Genomic DNA, 20,290 nt, shown 5'->3' on the forward strand with positions numbered 1-20,290 from the left:
ATAGAAGTAAGCCTTTTTCTAGAGATTTTTATATGTAAAACTGCATATAACTCCTATCTTTATTATTCTTCGTTTGGTATAAATATATCTAAATTTACATTTAAAACTATTATATAATATTAATTTTTTATTTTCTTCCTTTGAAAAATGAAGAATTTAACAGTAAGAAGAGAAGAAGTTTGTAACTGATGATATTGAAAAGAAAGTGCAGAGTTGCTTCAATATCCAGCTTAAAATGGTATAATAGTAGTAAAACGAAAGCAAGGAGGAGAAGAAATGATTGCACAGCTTGACACCAAGACTGTTTATAGTTTTATGGAAAGTGTGGTTTCGATTGAAAAATATGTACAAATGGCTAAAGAATACGGCTATTCTCACCTTGCTATCATGGATGTGGATAATCTCTATGGAGCCTATCATTTTCTAGAAGCAACTCGTAAGCATGGCATTCAACCTTTAATTGGTTTAGAAATGACCTTGGTCAAAGATGAGGAGAATCTCTCTCTACGTTTTCTAGCCCTATCCACTAAAGGTTATCAAGAGTTGATGAAGTTATCCACTTTAAAAATGACTGGACGGAAAAATTGGTCTGACTTCACCTCCCACCTCGAAGATGTTGCTATTATTGTTCCCTATTTTAATGGGGTCGAACAGTTGGATTTGGGGGTTGATTTTTTTATCGGTGTTAGTCCAGATACTCCTCAAGAAGTCTTTATCAGACCCATTCTTCCACTCTATCAAGTCAACTCTTTTGAAAAAGAAGACCTACAGGTTTTACAAATCTTGTCAGCAGTCAAGGACAATGTCAGTCTGAGAGAAGTGGATCTGCATTCACAACAAGGGATTTTTTTACCTGCCTCAGACTTGGAAGCACGGTTTAAAAATCGCTTCCCTCAGGCGCTTGCCAATCTCCAAGGTTTGATAGAGAATGTAAGCTATCAAATCGACCCAAGTTTAAAACTTCCTCGCTTTAATCCTGAAAGACCAGCAGTAGAAGAACTTCGAGAGAGGGCTGAGCAAGGTTTGAGTGACAAGGGGTTGACCTCAGCTATTTATCATGAGCGACTGAATGAGGAATTGGCTGTGATTCATGATATGGGCTTTGACGATTATTTCCTTGTAGTTTGGGATTTGCTCCGTTTTGGACGTTCCCAAGGCTATTATATGGGGATGGGGCGTGGTTCTGCTGTGGGTAGTCTGGTGGCTTACTCACTTGATATCACAGGGATTGATCCAGTTGAAAAGAACCTGATTTTTGAACGCTTTTTAAATCGTGAGCGTTACACCATGCCCGATATCGATATTGACATTCCTGACCTCTATAGACCCGAGTTCATTCGCTATGTTCGTGACCGGTATGGTAGTCAACACGTGGCGCAGATTGTCACCTATTCGACCTTTGGAGCAAAACAAGCAATTCGTGATGTTTTCAAACGCTATGGTGTTCCTGAGTATGAATTAACAAATATTACGAAAAAAATCAGTTTCCGAGATACGCTAACGACGGCCTATGAAAAGAATTTACAGTTTAGGCAGGTCATCAATAGCAAAATGGAATATCAAAAAGCTTTTGAGATTGCTCGAAAGATTGAAGGGTATCCTCGTCAGACCTCTATCCATGCAGCTGGGGTCGTTATGAGTGACCAAGACTTGACGGACTACATTCCTCTAAAATATGGTGAGGATATGCTCATCACTCAGTATGATGCTCATGGTGTTGAAGCCAATGGACTTCTAAAAATGGATTTCCTCGGTTTACGTAACCTGACTTTTGTCCAAAAAATGCAGGAATTGCTTGCGGAGTCAGAGGGTGTTCATCTAAAAATCGAAGATATTGATTTGGAAGACAAAGAAACTCTGGCCCTCTTTGCTGCTGGAAATACGAAAGGTATTTTCCAATTTGAACAACCTGGCGCCATTCGACTCTTGAAACGAGTTCAGCCGCAAGTCTTTGAAGAGGTAGTAGCCACAACCTCACTAAACAGACCAGGTGCTAGTGATTATATTGATAACTTTGTCGCTCGGAAGCACGGCAAAGAAAAGGTGACAGTGCTAGATCCTGCCTTGAAGGATATTCTCTCATCAACTTATGGTATCATGCTCTATCAAGAGCAGGTCATGCAGGTAGCTCAGCGCTTTGGAGGATTCAGTCTTGGTAAAGCCGACATTCTCAGACGTGCCATGGGTAAGAAAAATGCCAAAGAGATGCATCTGATGAAGGAAGATTTTATCACGGGAGCTATGAAATTGGGACATACAGAAGAAAAGGCCAACCAAGTTTTTGCAGTGATGGAAAAGTTTGCCGGCTACGGATTTAACCGATCCCACGCTTATGCCTACTCAGCGCTGGCTTTCCAGCTTGCTTATTTCAAGACACACTATCCTGCTATTTTCTTCCAAGTCATGTTGAATTATTCCAGTAGCGATTACATTGTAGATGCATTGCAGATGGGCTTTGAAGTGGCTCCCTTAGCAATCAACAGCATTCCCTATCATGATAAGATTACCCAAGAGAAAATCTATCTTGGTCTAAAAGCCGTTAAGGGCATGCCAAGAGATTTGTCTTACTGGATTATTGAAAATCGTCCCTTCTCAAGTATTGAAGATTTTGTCACACGTCTTCCCAAGAATTACAAGAAACTGTCGCTTTTGACTCCTTTGGTTGAACTGGGGCTTTTTGATGAATTTGATAAGAACCGTCAGAAAATCTTAGTGAACCTACCAAACTTATTTGTCTTTGTTGAGGAGTTAGGTGGACTCTTTGCGGATACAAATTATAGTTGGATTGAAGCTGATGATTTTACTGAGGCAGAGAAATTTTACAAAGAGCAGGAACTGATTGGGGTAGGTATCAGTGCCCATCCTCTCCAAACTCTTGCCAAACAAGCCCTATATCCGACGACGCCAATCGCTAATCTAACCGAGGGAGCTCAAGCCACTCTCCTAGTTGAAATTCAAAAGATTAAAGTGATTCGAACTAAGAAAGGCGAGAGTATGGCCTTTCTACAGGTTCATGATAGTAAGTCTCGGTTGGATGTAACTGTATTTTCAGACCAATATAGAAAATATGCCTCCATTTTATCCGAAGGGAAATTTTACTACATCAATGGCAAAGTTCAATCTCGAGATGGTCGTCTGCAAATGATTGCACAAGATTTGAAAGAAGCAGTGGCAGAACGATTCTGGATTCAAGTTAAAAATCATGAAAAAGATAAAGAGATTTCAAATATTCTAGAACAATACAAAGGCCCAATCCCTGTCATTATCAGGTATGAAGAGGAACAAAAAACAGTTGTTTCTACTCAATATTTTGTAAGAAAAGATTCTGCTCTAGAAGGAAAAATTAGGGGGAATTGCTATGAAAACGATTTATCGCTAAAAATACGGAAAATAGAAGAATTTTCGATTTAAATGTGGTATAATCAGTAAGAATGTTAAAAGAAAAAGGAGCATAAACCAAATGAAACGTATTGCTGTTTTGACCAGTGGTGGAGACGCCCCTGGTATGAATGCTGCCATCCGTGCAGTAGTTCGCCAAGCAATCTCAGAAGGAATGGAAGTTTTTGGTATCTATGATGGGTACGCTGGTATGGTTGCCGGTGAAATTTATCCACTTGATGCTGCTTCAGTAGGAGACATCATTTCTCGTGGTGGTACTTTCCTTCACTCTGCTCGTTACCCTGAGTTTGCACAACTTGAAGGCCAACTTAAAGGGATTGAGCAATTGAAAAAACACGGTATCGAAGGAGTCGTAGTTATTGGTGGTGATGGTTCTTATCATGGAGCTATGCGCTTGACTGAGCATGGATTCCCTGCTATTGGACTTCCAGGTACAATCGATAACGATATCGTGGGTACAGACTTTACAATCGGATTTGATACTGCAGTTACGACTGCAATGGACGCGATTGATAAGATTCGTGATACATCATCAAGTCACCGTCGTACTTTCGTTGTTGAAGTAATGGGACGTAATGCTGGTGATATCGCTCTTTGGGCTGGTATCGCAACTGGTGCTGATGAAATTATCATCCCTGAAGAAGGCTTCAAGATGGAAGATATCGTAGCTAGTATCAAAGCTGGTTATGAGCACGGTAAAAAACACAACATTATCGTTTTGGCAGAAGGTGTTATGTCAGCAGCTGAATTTGGTCAAAAACTAAAAGAAGCAGGAGACACTAGTGACCTTCGTGTAACAGAACTTGGTCACATCCAACGTGGTGGATCACCAACTGCGCGTGACCGTGTATTGGCATCACGCATGGGGGCACACGCTGTTAAACTCCTTAAACAAGGAATCGGTGGTGTCGCTGTTGGTATCCGTAACGAAAAAATGGTTGAGAATCCAATCCTTGGTACAGCAGAAGAAGGAGCTTTGTTTAGCTTAACTGCAGAAGGTAAGATTATTGTTAACAACCCTCATAAAGCTGATCTTGAACTTTCTGATTTGAACAAGAGCTTGTCCTAATCAACTTTCATTAATTTGGTAACATGACCATAAAAGGTCGAATTATATAAAGGAGTCACAAAAATCATGAACAAACGTGTAAAAATCGTTGCAACTTTAGGTCCTGCGGTTGAAATCCGTGGTGGTAAAAAATTCGGTGAAGACGGATACTGGGGTGAAAAACTTGATGTTGAAGCTTCAGCTCAAAATATTGCTAAATTGATTGAAGCAGGAGCAAACACTTTCCGTTTCAACTTCTCACACGGTGACCACCAAGAACAAGGTGAGCGTATGGCAACTGTTAAACTTGCTGAAAAACTTGCAGGTAAAAAAGTTGGTTTCCTTCTTGATACTAAAGGACCTGAAATCCGTACAGAATTGTTTGAAGGTGATGCAAAAGAGTACTCTTACAAAACTGGTGAAAAAATCCGTGTTGCAACTAAACAAGGAATCAAATCAACTCGTGAAGTGATTGCTTTGAACGTTGCTGGTGCTCTTGATATCTACGATGATGTTGAAGTTGGTCGTCAAGTATTGGTTGACGATGGTAAACTTGGTCTTCGCGTTGTAGAAAAAGACGACGCAAGTCGTGAATTCATCGTTGAAGTTGAAAACGACGGAATTATCGCTAAACAAAAAGGTGTAAACATCCCTAACACTAAAATTCCTTTCCCAGCTCTTGCTGAACGCGATAACGATGATATCCGTTTCGGTTTGGAACAAGGTATCAACTTCATCGCGATTTCATTCGTACGTACTGCAAAAGACGTTAACGAAGTTCGTGCAATCTGTGAAGAAACTGGTAACGGTCACGTTCAATTGTTTGCGAAAATCGAAAACCAACAAGGTATCGATAACTTGGATGAAATCATTGAAGCTGCTGACGGTATCATGATCGCCCGTGGTGACATGGGTATTGAAGTACCATTCGAAATGGTTCCAGTTTACCAAAAAATGATCATCACTAAAGTGAACGCAGCAGGTAAAGTTGTTATCACAGCAACAAACATGCTTGAAACAATGACTGAAAAACCACGTGCAACTCGTTCAGAAGTATCAGACGTATTTAACGCTGTTATCGACGGAACTGACGCTACAATGCTTTCAGGTGAGTCTGCAAACGGTAAATACCCACTTGAGTCAGTAACAACAATGGCTACAATTGACAAGAACGCACAAACTCTTCTTAACGAATACGGACGTTTGAACTCAGATACATTCGAACGTAACTCTAAGACAGAAGTTATGGCTTCAGCTGTTAAAGATGCTACTAACTCAATGAACATCAAATTGGTTGTTACTCTTACTAAGACTGGTCACACAGCTCGTTTGATTTCTAAATACCGTCCAAATGCTGATATCTTGGCATTGACATTCGACGAATTGACAGAGCGTGGATTGATGTTGAACTGGGGTGTTATCCCAATGTTGACTGAAGCTCCATCATCAACTGATGATATGTTCGAAATCGCTGAACGTAAAGCAGTTGAGGCAGGCCTTGTAGAATCTGGTGACGATATTGTTATCGTTGCAGGTGTGCCACTTGGAGAAGCTGTTCGTACAAACACAATGCGTATCCGTACAGTACGTTAATCTAACACAAAAACCTATCATTTCAGGCTGAAAAGCTTGAGTGATAGGTCTTTTTTTATCAAAATGAGATGGTATTTAGTAAATAGGAATGGGAAAAAACTGAAAATTATGGTATAATAGAATGAAAAGACCTTTTTAGTAAATTTTGAAAGAGTAAAACATGAGAAAAATTGTCATCAATGGTGGACGTCCATTGCAAGGTGAGATCACCATTAGTGGTGCTAAAAATAGTGTTGTAGCGCTTATTCCAGCTATTATCTTATCAGATGATATTGTCACTTTAGATTGTGTTCCAGATATTTCAGACGTTGCTAGTCTTGTCGAAATCATGGAAATTATGGGGGCGACTGTTAAGCGTTATGAGGATGTCTTGGAGATTGATCCAAGAGGTGTTCAGAACATTCCTATGCCTTATGGCAAGATTAATAGCTTGCGTGCTTCTTATTATTTCTACGGAAGTCTTTTAGGTCGCTTTGGTGAAGCTACAGTTGGACTTCCTGGTGGATGTGATCTGGGACCTCGTCCGATTGATCTTCACTTAAAAGCCTTTGAAGCCATGGGTGCTAAGGTCAGCTATGAGGGAGATAATATGAATTTATCTGCCCAAGGTAAGGGGCTTCATGGCGCAAGTATTTACATGGATACCGTTAGCGTTGGAGCAACGATTAACACCATGATTGCTGCGGTTAAAGCTAAGGGACGCACTGTCATCGAAAATGCGGCTCGTGAACCGGAAATTATCGATGTTGCTTACCCTTTTGAACAACATGGGGGCCCATATTCGTGGTGCAGGGACTGATATTATCATTATTGATGGTGTCGAGAAACTTCATGGAACGCGTCACCAAGTAATCCCAGACCGTATCGAAGCTGGAACCTATATTTCACTTGCTGCAGCGGTAGGAAAAGGAATTCGCATTAACAATGTTCTCTATGAACACTTAGAAGGTTTTATCGCCAAACTAGAGGAAATGGGCGTCCGTATGACGGTCTCAGAAGACAGTATCTTCGTTGAAGAACAGTCTGATTTGAAGGCCATTAATATCAAAACAGCTCCCTATCCTGGGTTCGCAACCGATTTGCAACAGCCTATCACGCCACTTTTACTAACTGCTCAAGGTCGTGGAACCATCATTGATACGATTTATGAGAAACGTGTCAATCATGTCTTTGAGTTAGCAAAAATGGATGCGGATATTACGACTACAAACGATCACATTATTTACAACGGTGGTCGTAAGTTACACGGGGCAAGTGTAAAAGCTACAGACTTGCGAGCTGGTGCTGCACTTGTCATTGCTGGTTTGATGGCTCAGGGCCAGACTGAAATTACGAATATTGAGTTTATCCTTCGTGGCTACTCAGATATTATTGAAAAATTGCGTAGTCTTGGAGCAGATATTATACTCGTTGAAGACTAAGCCGTTGAGGTGATTATGAATATTTGGACCAAATTAGCAATGTTTTCTTTTTTTGAAACGGAGCGCTTGTATTTGCGTCCTTTCTTTTTTAGTGACAGTCAAGCGTTTTTCGAGATTGCTTCAAACCCTGAGAATTTGCAGTTTATTTTTCCCAGTCAAGCAAGTTTGGAAGAAAGTCAGTACGCACTTGCTAACTATTTTATGAAGAATCCTCTAGGGGTTTGGGCAATTTGTCTCCAAGGGAATCAGGAAATGATTGGCTCCATTAAATTTGAAAAAATCGATGAAATCAAAAAAGAAGCAGAAATTGGTTACTTCTTAAAAAAAGATTCTTGGTCACAAGGTTTTATGACAGAAGTGGTTACCAAGCTATGCCAGCTTTCCTTTGAAGAATTTGGTTTAAAACAATTATCCATCATCACTCATTTGGAGAATCAAGCTAGTCAAAAAGTAGCCTTAAAATCGGGCTTTAGCCTCGTACGACAGTTTAAGGGGAGCGATCGCTATACACGAAAAATGAGGGACTATCTTGAATTTCGATACATAAAAGGAGAATTCAATGAGTAAACACCAGGAAATTTTGTCCTATCTGGAAGAGTTGCCAATTGGGAAGAGAGTTAGTGTTCGCAGTATTTCCAATCACCTAGGTGTTAGTGACGGAACAGCCTACCGAGCTATCAAAGAAGCTGAAAATCGTGGGATCGTTGAAACTCGGCCACGTAGTGGAACCATACGAGTCAAGTCCCAGAAAGTGGCTATTGAGAGGCTAACCTATGCTGAAATTGCTGAAGTCACCTCCTCTGAAGTTTTAGCTGGTCAGGAAGGGCTTGAGAGAGAGTTTAGCAAATTTTCCATTGGGGCTATGACAGAGCAAAATATCCTGTCTTATCTCCATGATGGTGGTCTTTTGATCGTAGGAGACCGCACTCGCATTCAACTTTTAGCCTTGGAAAATGAAAATGCAGTCCTTGTAACTGGTGGTTTCCATGTCCAGGACGATGTTCTTGAGTTGGCTAATAAAAAAGGGATTCCAGTTCTGAGGAGTAAACATGACACTTTTACAGTAGCGACCATGATTAACAAAGCCCTCTCAAATGTTCAAATCAAAACCGATATTTTGACAGTCGAAAAGCTCTATCGTCCCAGTCATGAGTATGGTTTTTTGAGAGAAACGGATACAGTAAAAGACTATCTAGACTTGGTCCGTAAGAACAGAAGTAGTCGTTTCCCAGTCATTAACCAACACCAAGTGGTTGTTGGGGTTGTTACTATGCGCGACGCAGGAGATAAATCCCCCAGCACAACGATTGACAAGGTGATGACACGTAGTATCTTTGTAACAGGCTTAGCGACCAATATTGCAAATGTCAGTCAACGGATGATCGCAGAAGACTTTGAGATGGTTCCCGTTGTCAGAAGTAACCAAACCTTGCTCGGTGTCGTAACACGACGAGATGTCATGGAAAAGATGAGCCGTTCTCAAGTTTCTGCTTTGCCGACTTTCTCAGAGCAAATCGGGCAAAAACTCTCTTATCATCATGATGAAGTTGTCATTACTGTTGAGCCTTTCATGTTGGAGAAAAATGGGGTCCTTGCTAATGGAGTCTTGGCTGAAATCCTCAACCATATGACCCAAGACCTCGTTGTAAATAGCGGACGTAATCTCATCATCGAGCAGATGCTAATTTACTTCTTGCAAGCTGTTCAGATAGATGATACTTTGCGGATTCAAGCACGTATTATTCACCACACGAGACGTTCGGCTATTATTGATTATGATATTTATCATGGTCATCAGATTGTATCAAAAGCAAACGTTACAGTTAAAATCAATTAGAATCTAGGAGAAAAAATGATAACTTTAAAATCAGCACGTGAAATCGAAGCCATGGACAAGGCTGGTGATTTCCTAGCTAGTATCCATATCGGCTTACGCGATTTAATTAAGCCTGGCGTGGATATGTGGGAAGTTGAAGAGTATGTTCGTCGACGTTGTAAAGAGGAAAATTTCCTTCCTCTACAGATTGGCGTGGATGGCGCAGTCATGGATTACCCCTATGCCACTTGTTGCTCTCTCAATGACGAAGTTGCTCATGCTTTTCCACGTCATTACATTTTGAAAGATGGCGATTTACTCAAGGTTGACATGGTTCTAGGAGGTCCGATTTCCAAATCAGACCTCAATGTCTCTAAACTCAACTTCAACAATGTTGAACAAATGAAAAAATACACCCAAAGTTATACTGGTGGTTTAGCTGACTCATGTTGGGCTTATGCGGTTGGTACACCGTCTGAAGAAGTGAAAAATCTGATGGACGTAACCAAGGAAGCTATGTATATAGGGATTGAGCAAGCTGTTGTCGGCAATCGTATCGGTGATATCGGTGCAGCCATTCAGGAATATGCCGAAAGTCGCGGTTACGGTGTCGTTCGAGATTTGGTTGGTCATGGTGTTGGTCCAACAATGCACGAGGAGCCAATGGTCCCTAACTACGGTGTTGCAGGCCGTGGACTCCGTCTCCGTGAAGGAATGGTACTAACCATTGAACCCATGATTAATACTGGTGACTGGGAAATTGATACAGATATGAAGACTGGCTGGGCTCATAAGACTATAGATGGCGGCCTGTCTTGCCAATATGAACACCAGTTCGTGATTACCAAAGATGGACCTGTTATCTTGACCAGTCAAGGTGAAGAAGGAACGTATTAAAATGAAAGGAGCTTAGCTCCTTTTTTTGTGTCAAATTTAGTCAAAATAAATAAGCGTAGCAGACTTCTTACAAATTTATTCTTTTGTAGTAAAATAGGATTAGAATTTTAAGAAAGTAGGTAATTCGTTGGAGTCGATTATATTTCTAGTATCCGTTTTTTTAGCAGGTATCCTGTCCTTCTTTTCACCCTGCATCTTTCCTTTGCTACCTGTCTATGCTGGTATTTTACTGGATGATCAGGGAAATTCGAAAAGCTTTCACTTTTTTGGAAGAGATGTTGCATGGTCAGGCTTAATCCGGACCTTGTGCTTTATTGCAGGAATCTCCCTCATTTTCTTTATTTTAGGATTTGGAGCTGGATTCCTAGGGCACATGCTCTATGCAGACTGGTTTCGTTATGCTATGGGAATAGTCATTATTCTTTTAGGGCTTCACCAGATGGAAATCTTGCATTTCAATAAACTGGAGGTTCAAAAGACAGTCACCTTCAAACAATCCAAGTCTAATCACTATCTGTCAGCCTTTTTACTTGGGATAACCTTTAGTTTTGGTTGGACCCCTTGTATCGGACCAGTCTTAAGTTCGGTCTTGGCTCTTGCAGCTTCAGGTGGTAATGGTGCTTGGCAAGGTGCCGTGTTAACATTAGTATATACATTGGGAATGGCCCTTCCTTTCATTGTTTTGGCCTTGGCTTCGGGCTGGATTATGCCCTATTTTAGTAAATTAAAACCCCATATGATCCTACTAAAGAAAATCGGGGGAGCTTTGATTATTTTGATGGGATTATTATTAATGCTAGGGCAGTTAAATGCCTTGTCAGGAATTCTTGGATAATTGGATAAAAGGAGAAAAAATGAAAAAAGTTATTTTTGCTGGATTGAGCCTCATGTCTCTATTCTTGTTGATTGCCTGTGGTGAAAAAGAAACCAAACAGACAAGCAGTCCAAAACAACCTGCTGTACAACAAATCGCAGTCGGTAAGGATGCGCCAGACTTCACCTTGCAGTCTATGGATGGCAAAGAAGTGAAGTTATCGGACTACAAAGGGAAAAAGGTCTATTTGAAATTCTGGGCTTCTTGGTGTGGACCATGTAAAAAAAGCATGCCTGAGTTGATGGAACTAGCTGCAAAACAAGATCGAGACTTTGAAATTTTGAGTGTCATTGCACCAGGTCTCCAAGGTGAAAAAACAGTTCAAGACTTTCCAAAATGGTACCAAGAACAAGGCTACAAGGATATTCCAGTTCTATATGATACGCAAGCAACTACCTTCCAAGCCTACCAAATTCGTAGTATTCCAACGGAATACTTGATTGACAGTCAGGGTAAAATCGGAAAAATCCAATTTGGTGCTATTAGCAATGCTGATGCAGAAGCGGCTTTTAAAGAGATGAAATAAAGAAAAAATCGCGATTGTTCGCGATTTTTTTTATAGTTTTTCATTGATAAAGCGGATAAATTGATTCCACCAAACCTTCAAAAAGAAGGCTTTTTCTACTTTCTTTTCAGAAACCATTTCAAAAGATGGTTTGTCGGAAGTGAGATAGCCCTGACCGACCAAATCCTGATCATCATAGGTTAGAGTACCAACAACCTTGCCTTCTTCCAATGGAGCCATTTCTGATGTTGATTTCGGTGTGAATTGGAGAGTAGGTGTAGTACCGCTTCCGATGCGTTGGACGATGGAAATGTCTGACTTAGCGACAGCTGTCACATTGTCTTCTTTACCATCCAGAACTGCTACTTTACTATCATTGTATGCTTCACCTTTCTGAACAACAGTTTTTAAGGCAAAGTTTGCAGAAATATAATCTAAAAGTGCAGAAGTTGCGGTAAAACGCGCATAAGGGTTGGTATCTTGTTGATCTGCATTCAAAACAACCGTAATAATACGCATCCCTTTCTCAACAGTTGTTCCAACGAATGAAGCACCAGCTTTATCAGTAGTACCTGTCTTTAGTCCATCAATACCACCACGATAGGCAGGCATTCCCTCCAACATGTAGTTGGTTGAGTGGATTTCAAGTCCTGCAAAGGTAGAAGTTGGTTTTTTTGTAATTTCCAAAACTTGAGGATAATCTCGGATGAGGTTACGAGCGACGATTGCAACATCGTAGGCACTCAACTTGTTTTCATCGTCTTTCTTTGAACCAGGATAGATATTATCGCCAAGGGTCTCATTATTTAAACCAGTAGTGTTTACAATAGTTGCATCTTGAATTCCCCATTCAAGAAGTTTAGCCCTCATCTTGTCTACAAAGTCTTTCTCAGAACCAGCAATCTTTTCTGCTAGCGCAATCGCAGCACTGTTTGCGCTGGATACCATTGTAGCCTCTAATAGCTGTTCAACAGTATAATTTCGAGCTTCCATAGGGACGTTACTCGCCTCAGAATTAGTTGTAAGTTTGTAAGGATAGTCCGAAATATCAACAGGTGTAGATAGGCTGATAGTTCCTTGTTCCAGAGCTTCATAGACCAGATAAACTGTAACCAGTTTTGTAATAGAAGCAATTTCTACAGGCTGATTTGCATCTTTTTCATAGAGGATTTTTCCAGTTGTAGCCTCAACAGCAATGGCATGTTTAGCAGCAACATCAAACTCCTGAGCAGAAACAGTAGAAGCTGTTCCAAAAACTAAAAGTGTCATAAAAGATAAAATTATTTTTTTCATATTAGCTTTATTTTATCATAAAGAAAAAAAATATTCTCGCTTTTTTACTAAAGCCATCTTATCTTTTTCAGAAATATGGTAAAATAGAGAGAAGGAGGATACCTATGTTCCGTAGAAACAAATTATTTTTTTGGACAGCTGAAATTTTATTATTAACATTGATTTTCTATCTTTGGAGAGAAATGGGAGCCATCATTACTCCCTTCGTGACGGTTGTGAATACCATTATGATTCCATTTTTACTTGGTGGATTTTTTTACTACATTACAAATCCAGTCGTGACTTTCTTAGAAAAGAGATGTAAGATCAATCGTCTAATTGGTGTCTTGATCACTCTTTGTGCCTTGATTGGTGCTATCGTTGTAGGGGTCGTTTATCTCTTGCCGATTTTGATTAATCAGTTGACCAGCTTGATTATTTCTAGTCAAAACATCTATAGTAGACTACAAGATTTGATCATCGATTTATCCATGAATCCAGTCTTCCAAAATATTGATATTCAACAAACAATTCAACAACTTAATCTCTCCTATGTGGATATCCTCCAGAATATCCTTAATAGCGTCAGCAATAGTTTAGGAAGCGTCCTTTCAGCCTTGTTTAGTACAGTTCTCATTCTCATTATGACCCCTGTATTCTTGATTTATTTCTTGTTGGATGGTCATAAGTTGCTACCAATGTTGGAACGTACCATCTTAAAACACGACAAATTGAATCTTTCTAGCCTTTTAACCAATCTCAATACAACCATAGCACGCTATATCAGTGGAATTGCGATTGATGCGGTTATTATTGGATGTTTAGCCTATATTGGCTATAGCGTTATCGGATTAAAGTACGCCCTTGTTTTTGCTATTTTCTCTGGAATCGCAAATTTGATTCCTTATGTTGGTCCAAGTATTGGCTTAATTCCAATGGTGATTGCCAATGTGTTCACGGATCCTCATCGTATGTTGATTGCGGTTGCTTATATGCTTATTATTCAGCAGATTGACGGAAATGTTCTCTATCCACGTATCGTTGGAGGGGTTATGAAAGTACACCCGATTACAATCTTGGTGCTCCTCTTACTGTCAAGTAATATCTATGGTGTCATAGGAATGGTCGTAGCAGTACCTACTTACTCTATTTTTAAAGAAATTACTAAGTTCCTAGCGAAATTATATGAAAACCATAAAGAAGCTCATAAAGAAGCTAAGGAATTGGAAAAAACAGAATCAAATTAAAATCAGGGAAACCTGATTTTTTTGATGAAAATACTATCTTCCAAACAAAATAAGTTTGAATTCATATTGCCATAAAGAAGCAGAAGAACAGGATTTGATAAGATTTAGATTAATTCACAAAATATGTGTAAAACACTTGCAATTTAGCAGAAATTTGATAAAATAGTAAGGAAAGTTAGACTGTATTGCCTACTGTCTATCTATAAAATATATTTTATTGGAGGCTTTTACTCAAATGGCAAAAGAAAAATACGATCGTAGTAAACCACACGTTAACATTGGTACTATCGGACACGTTGACCACGGTAAAACTACTTTGACTGCAGCTATCACAACTGTATTGGCACGTCGCTTGCCTTCAGCAGTTAACCAACCAAAAGACTATGCGTCTATCGATGCTGCTCCAGAAGAACGCGAACGCGGTATCACTATCAACACTGCGCACGTTGAGTACGAAACTGAAAAACGTCACTACGCTCACATCGACGCTCCAGGACACGCGGACTACGTTAAAAACATGATCACTGGTGCCGCTCAAATGGACGGAGCTATCCTTGTAGTAGCTTCAACTGACGGACCAATGCCACAAACTCGTGAGCACATCCTTCTTTCACGTCAGGTTGGTGTTAAACACCTTATCGTCTTCATGAACAAGATCGACTTGGTAGACGACGAAGAATTGCTTGAATTGGTTGAAATGGAAATCCGTGACCTCTTGTCAGAATACGACTTCCCAGGTGACGATCTTCCAGTTATCCAAGGTTCAGCTCTTAAAGCTCTTGAAGGTGACTCTAAATACGAAGACATCATCATGGAATTGATGAACACTGTTGATGAGTACATCCCAGAACCAGAACGTGACACTGAAAAACCATTGCTTCTTCCAGTCGAAGACGTATTCTCAATCACTGGACGTGGTACAGTTGCTTCAGGACGTATCGACCGTGGTACTGTTCGTGTCAACGACGAAATCGAAATCGTTGGTATCAAAGAAGAAACTCAAAAAGCAGTTGTTACTGGTGTTGAAATGTTCCGTAAACAACTTGACGAAGGTCTTGCCGGAGATAACGTAGGTGTCCTTCTTCGTGGTGTTCAACGTGACGAAATCGAACGTGGACAAGTTATCGCTAAACCAGGTTCAATCAACCCACACACTAAATTTAAAGGTGAAGTCTACATCCTTACTAAAGAAGAAGGTGGACGTCACACTCCATTCTTCAACAACTACCGTCCACAATTCTACTTCCGTACTACTGACGTTACAGGTTCAATCGAACTTCCAGCAGGTACTGAAATGGTAATGCCTGGTGATAACGTGACTATCGACGTTGAGTTGATCCACCCAATCGCCGTAGAACAAGGTACTACATTCTCTATCCGTGAGGGTGGACGTACTGTTGGTTCAGGTATGGTTACAGAAATCGAAGCTTAATTCGATTAAGTTCCCAGAAGAACAATTATTTAAGTCAGACACTAAAAGAATCTTGCCTTGCAAGGTTCTTTTTTTTTCTTATTCTATTTGAAGTGCTTCTACTCTAGCAGTATAATCGTTTTTTTGGTATAATAAAAGTTATGGAAATCGAAAAAACCAATCGTATGAACGCCCTTTTTGAATTTTATGCGGCGCTTTTGACAGACAAGCAGATGAACTATATTGAACTCTATTATGCTGATGATTATAGTCTTGCTGAGATTGCTGAAGAGTTCGGTGTCAGTCGTCAGGCTGTCTATGACAATATCAAGCGGACGGAAAAAATTCTAGAAGATTATGAGATGAAATTGCACATGTATTCGGACTACATTGTCCGCAGTCAGATTTTTGACCAGATCTTAGAGCGTTATCCCAAGGATGACTTTCTGCTGGAGCAGATAGAAATTTTAACAAGCATTGATAATAGAGAATAAGTATGGGGAGTATAGTCATCTACAAAGGTATACCCTGTAAACTATTAGCTGCTGAGACTCCTTTTCCAACAAGGCTACAAATCCTCTCGTCTGATTCTATCTCTCGAGCTCTTCAAGAGGGATTTAGCTGTTGGGGATATCCAAATGAGATAATGAAAGAAGTCACTCCAGAAGAACTTGTTTGTTTACAAGATTTTGGACGTTTTCCACCGAATTAATGAAACATAGGAGAAAAAAATGGCATTTGAAAGTTTAACAGAACGTTTACAGAACGTCTTTAAAAATCTACGTAAAAAAGGAAAAATATCTGAGGCTGATGTCCAAGAAGCAACCAAAGAGATTCGTTTGGCCTTGCTTGAAGCCGACGTTGCCTTGCCTGTTGTAAAGGACTTTATCAAGAAGGTTCGTGAACGTGCAGTCGGACACGAGGTCATTGATACACTCAATGCAGCCCAACAGATTATCAAAATCGTTGATGAGGAATTGACAGCTGTTCTAGGTTCTGATACGGCAGAAATTATCAAGTCACCAAAAATTCCAACCATTATCATGATGGTCGGTTTGCAGGGGGGCTGGTAAAAACGACCTTTGCTGGTAAGCTGGCTAATAAACTCAAGAAGGAAGAAAATGCACGTCCTTTGATGATTGCTGCGGATATTTATCGTCCAGCTGCCATCGACCAGTTGAAGACACTTGGACAACAGATCGATGTGCCTGTTTTCGCTCTTGGAACAGAAGTACCAGCTGTTGAGATTGTTCGTCAAGGTTTGGAGCAAGCGCAGGCCAACCACAACGACTATGTTTTGATCGATACGGCAGGGCGTTTGCAGATTGATGAGCTCTTGATGAATGAGCTTCGTGATGTTAAGGCCTTGGCTCAACCAAATGAAATCCTGCTCGTCATTGATGCCATGATTGGTCAGGAAGCGGCCAATGTTGCGCGTGAGTTTAATGCTCAGTTGGAAGTGACTGGGGTTATTCTTACCAAGATTGATGGGGATACTCGTGGTGGTGCAGCTTTGTCTGTTCGTCACATCACTGGAAAACCAATCAAGTTCACTGGTACGGGTGAAAAGATAACAGATATTGAAACCTTCCACCCAGATCGTATGTCAAGTCGTATCCTTGGCATGGGGGATATGCTGACCTTGATCGAGAAAGCATCTCAAGAATACGATGAGCAAAAAGCCCTTGAAATGGCTGAGAAAATGCGTGAAAACACCTTTGACTTCAATGATTTCATTGACCAATTAGATCAGGTGCAAAATATGGGGCCAATGGAAGACTTGCTCAAGATGATTCCAGGTATGGCTAACAATCCTGCCCTTCAAAATATGAAGGTGGATGAGCGCCAGATTGCGCGCAAACGTGCCATTGTGTCTTCTATGACACCTGAAGAACGCGAAAACCCTGATCTGTTAAATCCAAGTCGTCGCCGTCGTATCGCTGCTGGTTCTGGAAATACCTTTGTCGAAGTCAATAAATTTATCAAGGACTTTAACCAGGCCAAACAGCTCATGCAAGGTGTCATGTCTGGGGATATGAACAAGATGATGAAGCAGATGGGAATCAACCCAAATAACCTTCCAAAAAATATGCCAAATATGGGAGGGATGGATATGTCTGCCCTTGAAGGCATGATGGGACAAGGTGGAATGCCGGATATGTCAGGTCTCGGAGGAGCAGGCATGCCAGATATGAGCCAGATGTTTGGTGGCGGACTCAAAGGTAAAATCGGCGAATTTGCCATGAAACAGTCTATGAAACGTATGGCCAACAAAATGAAAAAAGCGAAGAAAAAACGTAAATAAAAAATGAAAGCAGAAGTGCTACCTAAAAAAGAACTCTGAATCCGATTCAGAGTTCTTTTGTGTTTGATTGGTTTATTCCCACTCCACAGTTGCAGGTGGTTTACTTGTAATGTCGTAGACGATACGGTTAACGTGATCCACTTCATTTACAATACGTACAGAAATCTTTTGAAGGACATCCCAAGGAATTTTGGCAAAGTCAGCTGTCATACCATCGATAGAAGTGATTGCACGAATGGCGATTGTGTAATCATAAGTACGACCGTCACCCATAACACCGACTGAACGAACGCCTGTGTTGACAGTGAAGTATTGCCAGATATCGCGGTCAAGACCAGCTTTAGCGATTTCTTCACGTAGGATAGCATCAGACTCACGAACAGTTTCTAGTTTTTCTTCAGTGATTTCACCCATGACACGGATAGCAAGTCCTGGTCCTGGGAATGGTTGGCGCCATACGATGTGGTCTGGCATGCCAAGCTCTGTACCGAGGGCACGGACTTCGTCTTTATAAAGAGTGTTCAATGGCTCAATCAATTCAAACTGCATATCTTCTGGAAGTCCACCAACGTTGTGGTGTGACTTGATAGTTTGAGCAGTATCAGTTCCAGACTCAATCACGTCAGTGTATAGTGTTCCTTGAGCAAGGAATTTTACATCTTTTAGCTTGCTAGCTTCGTCATCAAAGACATAAACAAATTCGTTACCGATAATCTTCCGTTTTTGTTCAGGATCAGAAACCCCTGCAAGTTTATCAAGGAAGCGTTTTGCAGCATCTGCTTTGACAATATTCAAACCAAACTTACCACCAAGCATGTCCATAACTTGGTCAGCCTCTCCCTTACGGAGAAGACCGTGGTCTACAAAGATACAGATCAATTGATCACCGATCGCTTTTTGAAGAAGAACTCCAACAACAGAAGAGTCAACACCACCTGATAGGCCGAGAAGAACACGTTTGTCACCTACAGTTTCACGGATTTTCTTGATCTGCATATCGATGAAGTTGTCCATTGACCAGTCACCCTTAGCCTGACAGATGTTAAGGGCAAAGTTGCGAAGGATATCATTCCCGTATACAGAATGGCGAACTTCTGGGTGGAATTGGATCCCATAGATGTGCTTTTCTGGGTTTTCAATGGCTGCATAAGGACAGTCAGCAGAAGTACCAGTACGAACAAAATCGGCTGGAATTTCTGTAACAGCATCGCCATGGCTCATCAAAACAATCTGTTCTTCAGGAGTTCCTTCAAAGAGGGCAGAAGTGGTATGGGTAAGTGGTGATTGACCATATTCACGATTTCCAGCATCACCTGCAGGAACAACTTTTCCTCCAAGTTTATGAGTCAATAACTGCATACCATAACAGATTCCCAAAATTGGAATGCCAAGTTCAAAAATTTCTGGGTCAATATCAAATGAACCATCTTCGTATACAGAATTTGGTCCGCCAGAGAGGATGATCCCTACAGGGTTAATCGCACGAACCTCTGCAGCTGAGATTTTGTGACTTTTTAGCTCTGAAAAAACACCAATTTCACGAATACGGCGTGAAATCAGCTGGTTGTATTGGCTACCATAGTCCAGCACGATGATTTTTTCGACATCTTGCAAGTCAGTTGAAATGTTGCTCATCTTTTTCCTTTCTCAAAAGAAATATCTTTTTCAATATTCTATCACAAATAGGGGCGAATTACCAACTAAACAAGGCAAAGTTTGACTTTTTCTTAGCAAATACGGTACAATGGAGAAAATAAAGAAAAGAAGTGAGAATCATGTTACCAGCTTATATGAAAATCCACGATCAGATCAAGAAGGATATAGATGAGCATCATTGGAAAATCGGAGAGAGACTTCCAAGTGAGCGAGATTTAGCGGAACAGTTTCAAGTTAGCCGGATGACATTACGCCAGGCTATCTCTCTCTTGGTTGAGGAAGGAGTTTTGGAGCGTCGTGTAGGAAGTGGGACTTTTGTCTCTAGCACTCGTGTCCAAGAAAAAATGCGGGGGACGACTAGTTTTACAGAGATTGTTAAATCTCAGGGGAAAGTACCTTCCAGCCATCTCATTTCTTACAGAAGAACCATTCCAAATGAACAAGAGGTCGCTAAGCTAGGGATTACTCCAACAGAGAATATTATCCGCATGGAACGGGTGCGTTACGCTGACCAAGTTCCGCTAGTCTATGAAGTCGCATCCATTCCTGAGAAATTTATTAAGGATTTCAAAAAAGAAGAAATCACCAGTCACTTCTTCCAAACCTTGCAACAACATGGCTATCGGATTGGCAAATCCCAACAGACCATTTATGCAAGATTGGCTAAGGAAAAGATTGCTCACTATCTAGAAGTCGAAAAGGGGCATGCCATTTTAGCCTTGACTCAGGTCTCTTATCTTGAAGATGGGACGGCTTTCGAGTATGTAAAGAGTCAATACGTGGGCGAACGCTTTGAATTTTATCTTGAAAATAACTAGTCTAGAAAGGCTAGTTTTTTGTTTTAGA

The 20,290-nt window shown here is 40.7% G+C and carries 14 protein-coding genes and 3 pseudogenes; 15 read left to right on the plus strand and 2 right to left on the minus strand.

Features of this window, described 5'->3' with window-relative positions:
* Positions 1-276 precede the first annotated feature (276 nt).
* The 9 genes and pseudogenes from SORDD27_RS02895 (at position 277) to sdbB (ending at position 11,574) form a co-directional block, all read left to right on the plus strand.
* Positions 277-3,379 (plus strand): annotated as a pseudogene (locus tag SORDD27_RS02895) (DNA polymerase III subunit alpha).
* An 81-nt stretch (positions 3,380-3,460) separates the two neighbouring features.
* Positions 3,461-4,468 carry a 6-phosphofructokinase gene (pfkA, locus tag SORDD27_RS02900; protein ID WP_061427204.1) on the plus strand — a complete coding sequence of 336 codons (1,008 nt, stop codon included), beginning with the start codon at positions 3,461-3,463 and terminating at the stop codon, positions 4,466-4,468.
* A 66-nt stretch (positions 4,469-4,534) separates the two neighbouring features.
* Positions 4,535-6,040 carry a pyruvate kinase gene (pyk, locus tag SORDD27_RS02905; protein WP_061427206.1) on the plus strand — a complete coding sequence of 502 codons (1,506 nt, stop codon included), beginning with the start codon at positions 4,535-4,537 and terminating at the stop codon, positions 6,038-6,040.
* 160 nt (positions 6,041-6,200) lie between these two features.
* A pseudogene (locus SORDD27_RS02910) lies at positions 6,201-7,461 on the plus strand (UDP-N-acetylglucosamine 1-carboxyvinyltransferase).
* 15 nt (positions 7,462-7,476) lie between these two features.
* Positions 7,477-8,028, plus strand: coding sequence for a GNAT family N-acetyltransferase (locus tag SORDD27_RS02915; protein WP_001028745.1), 552 nt, complete (start codon positions 7,477-7,479; stop codon positions 8,026-8,028).
* Positions 8,021-9,298 carry a CBS-HotDog domain-containing transcription factor SpxR gene (gene spxR / locus SORDD27_RS02920; protein ID WP_000033809.1) on the plus strand — a complete coding sequence of 426 codons (1,278 nt, stop codon included), beginning with the start codon at positions 8,021-8,023 and terminating at the stop codon, positions 9,296-9,298. The genes SORDD27_RS02915 and spxR overlap by 8 nt, the downstream gene beginning before the upstream one ends.
* A gap of 15 nt (positions 9,299-9,313) precedes the next feature.
* On the plus strand, positions 9,314-10,174 hold the full coding sequence (locus SORDD27_RS02925) for a methionyl aminopeptidase (RefSeq protein WP_061427208.1): 861 nt from the start codon (positions 9,314-9,316) through the stop codon (positions 10,172-10,174).
* Positions 10,175-10,301: 127 nt separating this feature from the next.
* On the plus strand, positions 10,302-11,009 hold the full coding sequence (gene ccdA2, locus SORDD27_RS02930; RefSeq protein WP_061427212.1) for a thiol-disulfide oxidoreductase-associated membrane protein CcdA2: 708 nt from the start codon (positions 10,302-10,304) through the stop codon (positions 11,007-11,009).
* Positions 11,010-11,028: 19 nt separating this feature from the next.
* Complete coding sequence (gene sdbB / locus SORDD27_RS02935; RefSeq protein ID WP_000755591.1) at positions 11,029-11,574, plus strand: thiol-disulfide oxidoreductase-associated lipoprotein SdbB; 546 nt, start codon at positions 11,029-11,031, stop codon at positions 11,572-11,574.
* Positions 11,575-11,604: 30 nt separating this feature from the next.
* On the opposite strand, the gene pbp3 is transcribed toward sdbB, so the two are convergent.
* Positions 11,605-12,846 (minus strand): D-alanyl-D-alanine carboxypeptidase PBP3, encoded by a 1,242-nt coding sequence (pbp3, locus tag SORDD27_RS02940; RefSeq protein ID WP_061427214.1) that lies wholly within the window; start codon positions 12,844-12,846, stop codon positions 11,605-11,607.
* Positions 12,847-12,950: 104 nt separating this feature from the next.
* On the opposite strand from pbp3, the gene SORDD27_RS02945 reads away from it, so the two are divergent.
* From SORDD27_RS02945 to ffh, 5 genes and pseudogenes are all read left to right on the plus strand, one after another.
* A complete protein-coding gene (locus SORDD27_RS02945; protein WP_061427216.1) occupies positions 12,951-14,072 on the plus strand; it encodes an AI-2E family transporter in 1,122 nt (373 codons plus the stop codon).
* A 235-nt stretch (positions 14,073-14,307) separates the two neighbouring features.
* On the plus strand, positions 14,308-15,504 hold the full coding sequence (gene tuf, locus SORDD27_RS02950) for an elongation factor Tu (RefSeq protein ID WP_001040720.1): 1,197 nt from the start codon (positions 14,308-14,310) through the stop codon (positions 15,502-15,504).
* Between the two features lie 140 nt (positions 15,505-15,644).
* Entirely contained in the window at positions 15,645-15,977 is a 333-nt protein-coding gene (locus SORDD27_RS02955; RefSeq protein WP_061427218.1) for a putative DNA-binding protein, read from the plus strand.
* Between the two features lie 2 nt (positions 15,978-15,979).
* Complete coding sequence (locus SORDD27_RS10495) at positions 15,980-16,195, plus strand: hypothetical protein (RefSeq protein ID WP_042902340.1); 216 nt, start codon at positions 15,980-15,982, stop codon at positions 16,193-16,195.
* Between the two features lie 19 nt (positions 16,196-16,214).
* A pseudogene (ffh, locus tag SORDD27_RS02965) lies at positions 16,215-17,788 on the plus strand (signal recognition particle protein).
* A 72-nt stretch (positions 17,789-17,860) separates the two neighbouring features.
* On the opposite strand, the gene guaA reads toward ffh, so the two are convergent.
* Complete coding sequence (gene guaA, locus SORDD27_RS02970) at positions 17,861-19,423, minus strand: glutamine-hydrolyzing GMP synthase (protein WP_061427220.1); 1,563 nt, start codon at positions 19,421-19,423, stop codon at positions 17,861-17,863.
* Between the two features lie 140 nt (positions 19,424-19,563).
* On the opposite strand from guaA, the gene SORDD27_RS02975 reads away from it, so the two are divergent.
* Positions 19,564-20,262, plus strand: coding sequence for a GntR family transcriptional regulator (locus tag SORDD27_RS02975; RefSeq protein WP_000936173.1), 699 nt, complete (start codon positions 19,564-19,566; stop codon positions 20,260-20,262).
* Positions 20,263-20,290 lie beyond the last annotated feature (28 nt).

Source organism: Streptococcus oralis, from assembly GCF_001579025.1.
Lineage (GTDB): Bacteria > Bacillota > Bacilli > Lactobacillales > Streptococcaceae > Streptococcus > Streptococcus oralis_X.

Coding starts and splice junctions, on each gene's coding strand:
- tuf (WP_001040720.1), top strand. CDS start 14,308: ATGGCAAAAGAAAAATACGATCGTAGTAAACCACACGTTAACATTGGT.
- spxR (WP_000033809.1), top strand. CDS start 8,021: ATGAGTAAACACCAGGAAATTTTGTCCTATCTGGAAGAGTTGCCAATT.
- SORDD27_RS10495 (WP_042902340.1), top strand. CDS start 15,980: ATGGGGAGTATAGTCATCTACAAAGGTATACCCTGTAAACTATTAGCT.
- guaA (WP_061427220.1), bottom strand. CDS start 19,423: ATGAGCAACATTTCAACTGACTTGCAAGATGTCGAAAAAATCATCGTG.
- SORDD27_RS02915 (WP_001028745.1), top strand. CDS start 7,477: ATGAATATTTGGACCAAATTAGCAATGTTTTCTTTTTTTGAAACGGAG.
- SORDD27_RS02945 (WP_061427216.1), top strand. CDS start 12,951: ATGTTCCGTAGAAACAAATTATTTTTTTGGACAGCTGAAATTTTATTA.
- pbp3 (WP_061427214.1), bottom strand. CDS start 12,846: ATGAAAAAAATAATTTTATCTTTTATGACACTTTTAGTTTTTGGAACA.
- sdbB (WP_000755591.1), top strand. CDS start 11,029: ATGAAAAAAGTTATTTTTGCTGGATTGAGCCTCATGTCTCTATTCTTG.
- SORDD27_RS02955 (WP_061427218.1), top strand. CDS start 15,645: ATGGAAATCGAAAAAACCAATCGTATGAACGCCCTTTTTGAATTTTAT.
- pfkA (WP_061427204.1), top strand. CDS start 3,461: ATGAAACGTATTGCTGTTTTGACCAGTGGTGGAGACGCCCCTGGTATG.
- SORDD27_RS02925 (WP_061427208.1), top strand. CDS start 9,314: ATGATAACTTTAAAATCAGCACGTGAAATCGAAGCCATGGACAAGGCT.
- SORDD27_RS02975 (WP_000936173.1), top strand. CDS start 19,564: ATGTTACCAGCTTATATGAAAATCCACGATCAGATCAAGAAGGATATA.
- pyk (WP_061427206.1), top strand. CDS start 4,535: ATGAACAAACGTGTAAAAATCGTTGCAACTTTAGGTCCTGCGGTTGAA.